At 75.4% G+C, this 10460-nt stretch carries 1 protein-coding gene; it reads right to left on the bottom strand.

All coding sequences use genetic code 11. From position 1 onward, the window contains the following. The gene (locus tag AC5RWQ_RS02445) at positions 1-10458 is read right to left on the bottom strand and encodes an SDR family NAD(P)-dependent oxidoreductase (protein ID WP_494281087.1); all 10458 of its coding nucleotides are present in this window, start codon (positions 10456-10458) and stop codon (positions 1-3) included. Positions 10459-10460 lie beyond the last annotated feature (2 nt).

The following is a 10460-nucleotide window of genomic DNA, read 5'->3' as shown; positions in this document are numbered from 1 at the left end:
TCAGCTCACGCTTCCCGTGTCAACGTCGTCAAGGTCGAGGTCGAGACCGTCGAAGGCCATGTTGATCAAGCTCTCGGTGTCCATCGCGTCGATGGAGGGGCTGTCACCGGCGGCTGCGGCCGGGGGCGCGGTGGGGGCCGCGCCGCCCAGTTCCAGCAGGGTGTCGATCAGCCCGGCGTCGCGCAGCCGGCCGAGCGGGATGCTGCGCAGCACCCGCCGGATCCGCTCCTCGTCGGTGGCGGCCGCGGCGGCGGCCTCCTCGTCGGGGGCGAGCGCCCGGTGCAGGTGGTCGGCGAGTTCCCGGGCGCTCGGGTAGTCGAAGATCAGCGTCGGTGGCAGCCGCAGGCCGGTGGCCTCGTTGACCTGGTTGCGGAACTCGACGGCGGTGAGCGAGTCGAAGCCCAGCTCGTTGAAGGCCCGGTCGGGCTCGATCACGTCCGGGCCGGCGTGGCCGAGGATCGTCGCCGCCTGGGTACGGACCAGATCGAGCAGGAGCCCGACGCGCTCGTCCGGAGTCCGCTCGGCCAGCTGGCGCGCCAGGTCCGCGGCGGTGTTCCGTGCCGTTCGGCGGCCGGTGCGACGCACCAGCCGGTGGAACAGCGGCGGCAGGTCGGCTCCGCCGGCCGAGAGGGCCCGCAGATCGAGTCGGATCGGCACCAGCGCGGCCGCGTCGACGGTGCCGGCGGCGTCGAAGAGGGCGAGGCCCTGCTCGGCGCTGAGCGGCGCGACGCCGGTGCGGGCGATCCGCTGCCGTTCGGCGTCGGTCAGCGCGCCGGCCATGCCGAGGTCGTCGGCCCAGACGCCCCAGGCGAGGGACTGGGCGGGCAGACCCTGGGCCCGGCGGTGCACCGCGAACGCGTCCAAAAAGGCGTTCGCCGCCGCGTAACTGCCCTGACCCGGCGCGCCCAGCACCCCGGAGGCGGACGAGAACACCACGAACGCCGACAGCTCCAGCCCGGCCGTCGCCTCGTGCAACGCCAGCACCGCATCCACCTTCGGACGCAACACCGCATCCACCCGCCCCGGCGTCAGACTCCCGATCACCCCGTCGTCCAACACCCCCGCCACATGCACCACACCGACCAACGGCACACCGTCCAGCACAGCCGCGAGCTGTCCACGATCGGCCACGTCACACGCGGCCACCCCCACCTCGGCCCCCAGACCCTCCAACTCACCCACCAACCCGGCAAGACCCGGCGCGTCCGCACCACGACGACCCACCAACAGCAGCCGCCGCACCCCACGCGCGGTAACCAGATGCCGCGCCACCACCGCACCCAACGAACCCGTCGCCCCCGACACCAACACCACCCCGTCACCACCGAAGACCGACGCGGGCGCCGGGTCGGCGGTACGGGTGGGCCGGGTGAGCCGGGCGCCGTACGGGATGCCGTCGCGGACGACCACCTGCGGCTCGTCGACGGCGAGGACGGTCGGCAGGGCCGCCGGGTCGTCGATGTCGGCGAGCAGGAAGCGGTCCGGCGACTCGGACTGGGCGGTGCGGACGAGTCCCCAGACGGCGGCGCCGGCCAGGTTCGGCAGCGGCTCGCCGGGGAGCGCGACGGCCCCCCGGGTCACCACGAGCAACCGGGAGTCGGCGTACCGGTCGTCGACGAGCCAGGTCTGGAGCACGGCGAGCGCCTCGTGGGTGGCGGTGTGCACCGCCGCCGGGTCGGCGCCGGAGCCGGCGTGGAAGACGACGACCTCGGGTACGTGGCCGTCCGGCAGTGCCGTCCAGTCCGCGTACGCGGGGGTCCCGCGCGGCACCGTGGGCACGGGCGCCCAGGTCAGCTCGTAGAGCGACTCGTGCACGGTGCTGGTGGCGACCGGAACGGCGCCGAGCGGGCGCAGCACCAGCGCGCCGACCGAGGCGACCGGCTGGCCGGTGGCGTCGGCCAGGTGCAGGGCAACCGCTCCGTCCGCGGTGGGGGCGAGCCGTACCCGGAGCCGGGTGGCGCCGGTCGCGTGGAGGGTCACGTCCGACCAGGCGAAGGGGAGCTTCGCGGTGCCGTCGTCGGTGGGCGTCCCGGGCAGCGCGAGCGTGTGCAGGCAGGCGTCGAGGAGGGCCGGGTGCAGTCCGTAGCGGTCGGCGTCGGCGGCGACGGGGTCGGGCAGGACGACCTCGGCGTACCGGACGTCCCCGTCGGTCCAGGCCGCGCGCAGGCCCTGGAACGCCGGGCCGTAGCCGAGGCCGCTGCCCTCCAGGCCGGCGTAGAAGTCGTCGAGCGCGACGGCGGTGGCGCCCGGCGGTGGCCACTCGCCGAGCGGGAAGCCGGCTGCCGGCCGTACGGCGGTGAGGACGCCCGCGGCGTGCCGGGTCCACGGGCTGCCCGGCTCGTCGCCCCGGGCGTGGATGGCCAGCGGCCGCCGTCCCGTCCCGTCGTCGGCGCCGACGAGGACCTGGACGGCGACCCCGCCCCGGTCGGGCAGGACCAGCGGCGCCTCCAGGGTCACTTCCTCGACCGCGCCGCAGCCCACCTGGTCGGCGGCGCGGACGGCCAGTTCCAACAGGCCCGCGCCGGGGAACACGACGCTCTCCCCGATGAGGTGGTCGGCGAGCCACGGCTGGGTGGTGACGGAGAGCCGGCCGGTGAGGGTCACCGCGTCGGAGTCGGGCGCGGTGAGGACGGCGCCGAGCAGCGGGTGCCCGGTGTCGTCCAGACCGGCGGCGCCGACGTCGCCCGCCCCGGCGGCGGCGCCGGCCCAGGCGTCCGCCCAGTAGCCGGCGGTGTCGAGCCAGTAGCGCTGCCGCTGGAACGGGTACGTCGGCAGGTCGACCCGCCGGCCGGGCGGGCACCAGGCGGCCAGGTCGACGGGCGCGCCGGAGGTCCAGAGCCGGCCCACGGCGGCGGCCAGGGTGGTGACCTCGTCCCGGTCGCGGCGCTGGGTGGCCACCGTGACCGCCTGCGGGCCGGTCACGCTCAGCGCGGCGAGCCCGGTCAGCACACCGTCGGGGCCGACCTCGACGAACCGGGCGACCCCGGCGCCTTCGAGGGTGGTGACCGCGTCGGCGAACCGGACGGCCTGCCGGACGTGCCGCACCCAGTAGTCGGGGTCGGTCAGCTCGTCGGCCTCGGCGAGCCGGCCGGTCAGCGTCGACACCACCGGGATGGTCGGCGTCGAGTAGCTGAGGGACTGTGCGACCTGGCGGAAGTCGGCGAGCATCGGCTCCATCAGCGGCGAGTGGAACGCATGCGACACCGCCAACCGGGTCGACCTCCGCTCCCCCAACCCCGCGACGACCGCATCCACTGCCGCCTCCACGCCGGAAACCACCACCGAGGTCGGACCATTCACCGCCGCGATGTCCACGCCGTCGACCAGCAGCGGACGCACCTCGTCCTCGGACGCCTGCACCGCGACCATCACGCCGCCGACCGGCAACGCCTGCATCAGGCTGCCCCGGGCGGCCACCAGCCGACAGGCGTCGTCCAGCGAGAACACCCCCGCCACGTGCGCGGCCGCCAGCTCACCGATCGAGTGCCCGGCCACGAAGTCCGGCCGGATCCCCCACGACTCCAACAGCCGGAACAACGCCACCTCGAACGCGAACAACCCCGGCTGTGCATTCCCCGTCGCATTCAGCGCCGAGACGTCGTCACCCCACAGGACATCCCGTAGACCGGCACGGTCGTCGGGCCCGGGCCGGTCGCCGACGTCGCCCCCGGCCCGCGCGAACGCCGCCAGCACCGCGTCGAACGCCTCCGCGAAGACCGGATACCCGGCGGACAACTGGCGACCCATGCCGAGGCGCTGTGCGCCCTGGCCGGTGAAGAGTGCCGCCGTCGCACCCGTCACCGGGGACACCGGCAGCACGCCCTCGGCGAGCTGGCGCAGCAGCTCGGCCCGGTCCGCGCCGACCACCACCGCCCGGTACTCGAACGCGCTGCGACCCGCGAGGGTCCACGCCACGTCCACCGCCGACCGGTCCGGGTGTTCTGCGACGGCGGCGAGCAGCCGGCCGGCCTGGTCGATGACCGCGTCCGGCGTCCGCGCCGACAGGACCCAGGGCACCACGGGCGCCGCCGGGGCGGGCGCCACGTCCGCGACAGGGGGCTGTTCCAGGATCACGTGCGCGTTGGTGCCGCTGAGCCCGAACGACGAGACCCCGGCGCGTCGGGGTCGATCGGTCTGCGGCCACTCCCGGGACTCGGTCAGCAGCTTCACCGCACCGGCCGACCAGTCGACGTGCGGCGTCGGCTCGTCCACGTGCAGGGTGCGCGGCAGCACACCGTGCCGCATCGCCTCGACCATCTTGATCACACCGGCGGCGCCGGCGGCGGCCTGGGTGTGCCCCATGTTCGACTTGATCGAGCCGAGCCAGAGCGGTTGGTCGGCCGGCCGGTCCTGGCCGTACGTGGCGAGCAACGCCTGCGCCTCGATCGGGTCGCCCAGCGTCGTACCGGTGCCGTGCGCCTCCACGGTGTCCACATCGGACGACGCGAGTCCGGCGTTGGCCAGGGCCTGCCGGATCACCCGGCGCTGGGACGGCCCGTTCGGCGCGGTCAGCCCGTTGGACGCGCCGTCCTGGTTGACCGCCGAGCCGCGGACCAGCGCGAGCACCGGATGCCCGTTGCGGCGCGCGTCGGAGAGGCGCTCCAGCAGCAGCATGCCGACACCCTCGCCCCAGCTCGTGCCGTCGGTGGCGGCGGCGAACGACCGGGCGCGGCCGTCCCGGGAGAGGCCACGCTGGCGGCTGAACTCCACGAAGACCTCGGGGCTGGCCATCACGGCGACGCCACCGGCGAGCGCGAGGGAGCACTCGCCGGAGCGCAGCGCCTGCCCGGCCAGGTGCATGGCGACCAGCGACGACGAGCAGGCGGTGTCCAGGGTGACGGCCGGCCCCTCCAGGCCGAGGACGTACGACACCCGGCCGGAGGCGATCGCGCCGGTGCTGCTGTTGGCGGCGTAGTCGTGGTACATCATCCCGGCGAAGACGCCGGTCCGGCTGCCCTTCAGCGTGGTCGGGTCGATGCCGGCGCGCTCGATCGCCTCCCAGGACGCCTCCAGCAGCAGCCGCTGCTGCGGGTCCATCAGCAGGGCCTCGTTGGGGCTGATGTGGAAGAAGGCCGGGTCGAACCGGGCCGCCTCGTGCAGGAACCCGCCGTGCCGGGTGTAGCTGGTGTTGGGGGTCTCGCCGGTGGGGTCGAAGAGCCGGTCGACGTCCCAGCCCCGGTCCGCGGGGAACTCGCTGATCGCGTCCACGCCGTCGGCGACGAGCCGCCACAGCTCCTCGGGTGAGGTGACGCCGCCGGGGTAGCGGCAGGCCATCCCGACGATCGCGATCGGCTCGTCGGCGGCCACGGTGGTCACCGCGGCGGCGGGGACGTCCTCGACGACGCCGGAGAGTTCGGCGAGGAGCTGCCGGGCGAGCGCGTCGGGGCTCGGGTGGTCGAAGACGACGGTGGCGGGCAGGCGGAGCCCGACCGCCTCGCTCAGCGCGTTGCGGAACTCGACGGCGGTCAGTGAGTCGAAGCCCAGCTCGTTGAAGGCCCGGGTGGGTTCGATCGCCGTGGTGGAGGCGAAGCCGAGGACGGCGGCGGCGCGTTCCACCACCAGGGCGAGCAGGGCGGCGTGCCACTCGTCGGCGGGCAGGCCGGCGAGGCGTCGGCGCAGGCCGCCGTCCGGGCCGGTGGCCGCGGCGCGGCGGCGGGTCGGGACCAGGCCACGCAACGCGTCCGGTACCGCGCCGCCGCGAGCGAGGGCGCCGAGGTCCAGCCGGAGGGCGACGAGGAACGGGTCATCGGTGCGTACGGCGGCGTCGAAGAGGGCGAGGCCGTCGTCCGGGGTGAGCGGTACGACGCCGCCCTGCCGCAGCCGGGACCGGTCGCTGTCGGTGAGCCCGCCGGCCATGCCGCTCTCGGTGTCCCAGAGGCCCCAGGCGATCGACTGGGCGGGCAGACCCTGGGCCCGGCGGTGCACCGCGAACGCGTCCAAAAAGGCGTTCGCCGCCGCGTAACTGCCCTGACCCGGCGCGCCCAGCACCCCGGAGGCGGACGAGAACACCACGAACGCCGACAGCTCCAGCCCGGCCGTCGCCTCGTGCAACGCCAGCACCGCATCCACCTTCGGACGCAACACCGCATCCACCCGCCCCGGCGTCAGACTCCCGATCACCCCGTCGTCCAACACCCCCGCCACATGCACCACACCGACCAACGGCACACCGTCCAGCACAGCCGCGAGCTGTCCACGATCGGCCACGTCACACGCGGCCACCCCCACCTCGGCCCCCAGACCCTCCAACTCACCCACCAACCCGGCAAGACCCGGCGCGTCCACACCACGACGACCCACCAACAGCAGCCGCCGCACCCCACGCGCGGTAACCAGATGCCGCGCCACCACCGCACCCAACGAACCCGTCGCCCCCGACACCAACACCACCCCGTCACCACCGAAGACCGACGCGGGCGCCGGGTCGGCGGGGGTGGTGGCCCGGACCAGTCGGGGGACGTGCACGGTGCCGTCCCGGACGGCGCCCTGGCTCTCCTCGCTGGCCAGGAACGCGGCGACGGCGGCCGGGTCGGCCGGGCCGGGCAGGTCGGCGAGCAGGATCCGGCCGGGGTTCTCGGACTGGGCGGCCCGGACCAGGCCCCAGACGGCCGCGCCGGGCAGGTCGGTGATGTTCTCGCCGGGGAGCGCGACGGCGCCGCCGGTCACCACGAGCAGCCGCGCCGCGGGGTCGGGGTCGGCGGCGAGCCAGCCCTGAAGGCCGGCGAGGGCCCGGTGGGTGGCGGCGTGCACCGCCGCGGCGTCCCGCCCGCCGCCGCAGCGCAGCAGCACGACCGGGGCGGTCGGGACGGGTTCGGTGGGATCGGCCCACTCGGCCCAGGCGGCCGCGGCGCCGGCCCCGACAGCGGGGGCGGGCACCCAGCCGACGCGGAACAGTGCGTCGTGGGCCGGGTCGCGGGTGGCGGCGAGCTGTGCCAGGGAGACCGGCCGCAGGGCCAGGGCGTCGACCGAGACGACCGGGGCGCCGGTGCCGTCGGCGATGTCGACGGCCAGCGCGCCGCCGGTGGGACGGAGCCGGACCCGGACCGCGGTGGCTCCGGCGGCGTGCAGCGTGACGCCGGACCAGGCGAAGGGGAGCACCGCCTGGTCGCCCAGGGTGCCGGTGAAGGTGGCCGCGTGCAGGGCGGCGTCGAGCAGGGCCGGGTGCACGCCGTACCGCTGGGCGCTGACCGCCTCGGGGAGCGCGACCTCGGCGTACACCTCGTCGCCGTGCCGCCAGGCGGCCCGCAGCCCCCGGAACGCGGGGCCGTAGCCGAGCCCCACGCCGTCGAGTTCGGCGTAGAGGCCGCTCACGTCGATCGGCGTGGCGCCGGCCGGCGGCCAGGCGGTGAGCGCGGCGCCGAGGGTCGCGGCGGCGGCGAGCCGACCGGTGGCGTGCCGGGTCCAGGGCGAGTCGGGGGTACGGGAGTGAATGCCGACGGGACGGCTGCCGTCGGCCTCGGGCGCGCCGACGACGACCTGGACCTGCACGGCGCCGTCGCGCGGCAGGACGAGCGCGCCCTCGATGGTCAGTTCGGCGACGGCGGGGCAGCCGACCCGGTCGCCGGCGCGGACGGCCAGCTCGACGAAGCCGGTGCCGGGAAAGACGATCAGGCCGCCGACGACGTGGTCGGCGAGCCACGGGTGGGCGTCGACGGAGAGCCGGCCGGTGCAGACCACCGTGTCCGCGTCGGCGACGGTGACGGCGGCGCCGAGCAGCGCGTGGTCGGTGGCGTCGAGGCCGGCGGAGGCGAGGTTCCGCGCGGCGTTCGCGGTGTCGATCCAGTAGCGCTGGCGCTGGAAGGCGTACGTGGGCAGGTCGACCCGGCGGCCGTGCGGGCACCAGTCGGCCCGGTCCACGGTCCCGCCGGTGGCCCAGAGCCGAGCGACGCCGGTCGCCAGGGTGGCCACCTCGTCGCGGTCCCGGCGCTGGGTGGCGATCGTGGCCGACTGCGGGCCGGTCACGCTCAGCTCGGCGAGGCCGGTGAGCACCCCGTCCGGGCCGACCTCGACGAACCGGGTCACCCCGGCGGTCTCGAGGGTGGTGACCGCGTCGGCGAAGTGGACCGTGTGCCGGACGTGCCGCACCCAGTACTCCGGATCGGTCAACTCGCCCGCCTCCGCGAGCCGACCGGTCAACGTGGACACCACCGGCACGGTCGGCGCGGCGTAGGCCAGGGATTCCGCCACCTCGCGGAAGCCCGCCAGCATCGGCTCCATCAACGGCGAGTGGAACGCGTGCGACACCCGCAGCCGGGAGGTCTTCCGCTCCCCCAACCCGGCCAGCACCGCCACCACGGCCGACTCCACACCGGAGACCACCACCGACGTCGGACCGTTCACCGCCGCGATGTCCACACCATCGACCAGCAGCGGACGCACCTCGTCCTCAGTCGCCTGCACCGCGACCATCACGCCACCGGCCGGCAACGCCTGCATCAGACTGCCCCGCGCGGCCACCAGCTTGCACGCGTCCGCCAGGGAGAACACCCCCGCCACGTGGGCGGCGGCCAGCTCACCGATCGAATGACCCGCCACGAAGTCCGGCCGGATCCCCCACGACTCGAGGAGCCGGAACAACGCCACCTCGAACGCGAACAACGCCGGCTGCGCATTCCCCGTCGCGCTCAACGCCGCAACGTCGGCACCCCACAACACCGCCCGCAAGCCCGGGTCGAAACCCGCCAGCGCCGCGTCGAACGCCGCCGCGAACACCGGATACGCCTCGTACAGTGCACGACCCATGCCCAGGCGCTGCGCGCCCTGACCGGTGAAGAGCAACGCGGTCGCGCCGTCCCCGACGGTGCCGCGGAGCACCCCGGCGTGCGGCTCGCCGGCCACCAGGGCCGCGAGCGCGGCGTCCCGGTCGGCGCCGAGCACGACGGCCCGGTGCGCCAGCGCGGCCCGTCCGGTGGCCAGCGAAGAGGCCACGTCCACCGGGTCGAGTTCCGGCCGCCCCGCCAGGTACGACCGCAGCGTCCCGGCCTGCGCCGCGAGCCCGTCGGCGGTACGCCCGGACAGCAGCCACGGCACGGGACCGGCGGCCGGCGGCGCGGGCACCGGCACGGGCTCCTCGACCGGCGCCTCCTCGACGAGGATGTGCGCGTTGGTGCCACTCACCCCGAACGACGAGATGCCGGCCCGGCGCGGGCGGCCCTCGGACGCCCAGTCCATCGGCTCGGTGAGCAGCCGGACGGCGCCGGCGGACCAGTCGACGTGCCGGGACGGCGCGGTGACGTGCAGGGTGCGGGGCAGTACGCGGTGGCGCAGCGCCTGCACCATCTTGATGATGCCGCCGACACCGGCCGCCGCCTGGGCGTGGCCGATGTTCGACTTCAGCGAGCCGAGCAGCAGCGGCCGGCCCGCCGGGCGGTCCCGACCGTAGGTGGCCAGCAGTGACTGCGCCTCGATCGGGTCGCCGAGGGTCGTACCGGTGCCGTGGCCTTCGACGGCGTCCACGTCGGCGGCCGAGATCCGGGCGTTGGCGAGCGCGTCCTGGATGACCCGCTGCTGCGCGGGCCCGTTGGGCGCGGTGAGGCCGTTCGAGGCGCCGTCGGAGTTGACCGCGGAGCCGCTGACCACGGCGAGGACGGGGTGGCCGTTGCGGCGGGCGTCGCTGAGCCGTTCGAGGAGCAGCACCCCGGCGCCCTCGGACCAGCCGGTCCCGTCCGCGGTGTCGGAGAACGCCTTGCAGCGGCCGTCCGGGGCGAGGCCGCGCTGGCGGCTGAACGCGATGAACGGGGCCGGGGTGGACATCACCATCACCCCGCCGGCCAGCGCGAGGGTGCACTCGCGCTGACGCAGCGACTGGGCGGCCAGGTGCAGTGCCACCAGGGACGACGAGCAGGCCGTGTCGACGGTGAGGGCCGGCCCCTCCAGGCCGAGGCTGTAGGCGATGCGGCCGGAGATGACCGCGGCGGCGGTCGCCGTGGTCAGGTACGCCTCGGCGATCTCCGGTTCGGCGTCCAGCAGGTAGCCGTAGTCCTGGAGCCCGGAGCCGGCGAACACGCCCACCCGGTCACCGCGTACCGACTCGGGGTCGATCCCGGCCCGCTCGAACGCCTCCCAGCAGACCTCCAGCATGAGCCGCTGCTGCGGGTCGGTGGCGAGCGCCTCGCGCGGGCTGATCCCGAAGAAGCCGGGGTCGAAGTCGGGGGCGTCGTGGACGAAGCCGCCCTCCCGGACGTAGCTGGTGCCGGTCCGGTCGTCGCCGGCGTCGTGCAGGCCGTCGACGTCCCAGCCCCGGTCGGTGGGGAAGCCGGAGATGGCGTCGACGCCGTCGGCGACGAGCCGCCAGAGCTCCTCCGGTGAGGTGACTCCGCCCGGGTAGCGGCAGGCCATGCCGACGATGGCGATCGGCTCCGGTGCGGCACCCTCCACCTCCTGCAGCCGCCGCCGGGTCTGGTGCAGGTCGGCGGTGACCTTCTTGAGGTAGTCGAGGAGCTTGTCGTCGTTCGCCATCG

This window comes from Micromonospora sp. BS32 (assembly GCF_059089345.1).
This window is presented reverse-complemented; position numbering and strand designations above follow the sequence as displayed.

Excerpts from the sequence above, each read along its gene's own strand:
- AC5RWQ_RS02445 (WP_494281087.1), bottom strand. The coding sequence starts at position 10,458 with ATGGCGAACGACGACAAGCTCCTCGACTACCTCAAGAAGGTCACCGCC.